We start from the raw sequence: 1,960 nt of genomic DNA on the forward strand, positions 1-1,960 counted from the left end.
GGATCGGAGCCGGCCAATTGCTGCCCACCCAGAACAGGATCAAAGGTTTCCGCCATCCCTACACCTCAAGTTAACCTTCCAACTACCTGCTGCTGCATAAGCCATAGGCCCGGTCAGTTTTGGCAATTACTTCAGCTTGGTAAGCTTCCAGCCCCCAAATCGACCACCAAAATCAGGGATCCCGTAGCCCAAAGCAGCCGCTGTCTGTTGGATCCCTGGGGAGCTGAACACCTTTGGTTTTGGTAGGGCTGCTACATCCCGCCAGAAGACCAGGACTGAGAACTTAGGAGGGGGAGGAGGGGAAAAACGAAGAGGGGCTGTCGACTTCGATGGGGCCCAGCCCTCTTTTTTGCACCAGCGTTCGCAGCTCCTGCACAAGCTGTTGGTCTTGGGAGGCTGTGCGCGCCCCGGACTCGGCAGCCCATGCCTTTAAGTCCTGAATCTGGTCGCGGGCGATGGCGGCCAGAGGAACAGTTTGGCGAATGGCGCTAAGGATGTCCTCCTGGGTAAACTCGCGGGGTGGATCCTGGTTGAAGGCCATGTGCATGGCATCGTAGATGGCCTGTTCAATTTCTGCCCCGCTGAAATCTTCGCTGGCCATGGCCAGCTCAGGGTAGGAGAAATCCCGCAAGCGGTTGGGCCGCAGCCGCTGGATGTGGACTTGGAAGATCTCCTCCCGCTCCCGCTGGTTGGGCAAATTGACAAAGAAAATCTCATCAAACCGGCCTTTGCGCAGCAACTCAGCCGGCAAGATGCGGACATTATTGGCGGTGGCAACAATAAAAACGGGTTTGGTTTTTTCCTGCATCCAGGTAATTAGGCTGCCGAAGACCCGCTTGCTGGTGCCCGAATCTCCTGAAAACTCGCTGTTGACGCCGCCAAAGGCCTTATCCAACTCATCAATCCACAAAACACAGGGGGCCATAGCTTCGGCAATTTGGATCATCTGGCGCACGCGGCTTTCACTTTCGCCGACGATCCCGCCGAAGAGTCGCCCCACATCCAGCCGGAGCAAGGGCATGCGCCACTCGCGGGCTATGGTTTTGGCACAGAGGGACTTGCCGGTACCCTGAATCCCGGCCAGCAAAATGCCCTTGGGGCTGGGCAAGCCATAGTCGCGGGCCTGGGCACTAAAGCTGTTGCGGCGCTGGCGAATCCAGGCTTTGAGGTTTTCCAGGCCGCCGACATTTTGCAGGGTCTCGGAGGGGTTGTAAAACTCCAGGATTTCCGTCTGGCGGATGTATTGCTTTTTCTCTTCCAGAACCAGGTCGATATCGCCCTCGCTGACCTTGCCTTTGGCGGCTAGGGCGCGGGCCAGGATCCGCTCAATGCGCTGCCGGGTCAGCCCTTGACAGGCTCGAACCAGTTGTTCCCGCGCTGGGCCGCTTAGCTCCAGTTGACGGGCAGGGATCGCGCGGGTAACGATCCGCTCAATTTCGTCGATGCTGGGCAGGGGAAAATCATAGACTACAATTTCCTCGCGCAGCTCGGCAGGGACAACGGCTTCTTGACCCAGGAGGATGATGGACTTGCGGCTGTGGCGGCCCTCTCTGGCCAAGGTTTTTAGGTAGCGGATAACGGGATAGTTATCTGAGCGTTCTGGATTTCTCAGGGTGGGGTTTAGATCCTTGAGAACACAAATAACCGCCTCGTCCTCTTTGATAGCGCCGATGCGGCCCAGAGCAGGCATCAATTGACCTTTGTTTTGGCCGTTATCTGACCAGCCAGAGACGATATCCCAGATTAGGAGTTTGCGCTTGGGTTTGAGAGAATCGGCCAGAACTTGTAGCAGCTCCTCTGCTGGGGCTTCTTCGGGAGTAACCAGGTAGATCAAAGGGTAGCGAGCGCGAACCACCAAGTCCAGCAGCGTGAGAATGTCTTGGTGATTGCTGGCAAAGGCGAGATCTAAGGAACTCATGGATCTAGCTGCTAGCTGTAGGTAGTCTAGCAAAGGGATCCG

At 56.7% G+C, this 1,960-nt stretch carries 1 protein-coding gene; it reads right to left on the reverse strand.

What is annotated here, in order from left to right; translation table 11 throughout:
* Positions 1–283: 283 nt before the first annotated feature.
* Positions 284–1,918, reverse strand: a complete 1,635-nt coding sequence (locus NW852_RS01470; RefSeq protein WP_414366674.1) for an AAA family ATPase — start codon at positions 1,916–1,918, stop codon at positions 284–286.
* Positions 1,919–1,960: the final 42 nt, after the last annotated feature.

It is taken from the genome of Synechococcus sp. H60.1, assembly GCF_047462335.1.
In the GTDB taxonomy this organism is placed as follows: Bacteria; Cyanobacteriota; Cyanobacteriia; order Thermostichales; family Thermostichaceae; genus Thermostichus.

What these genes read in the sequence shown, in the direction of transcription:
- NW852_RS01470 (WP_414366674.1), bottom strand. Translation starts at nt 1,918, where the DNA reads ATGAGTTCCTTAGATCTCGCCTTTGCCAGCAATCACCAAGACATTCTC.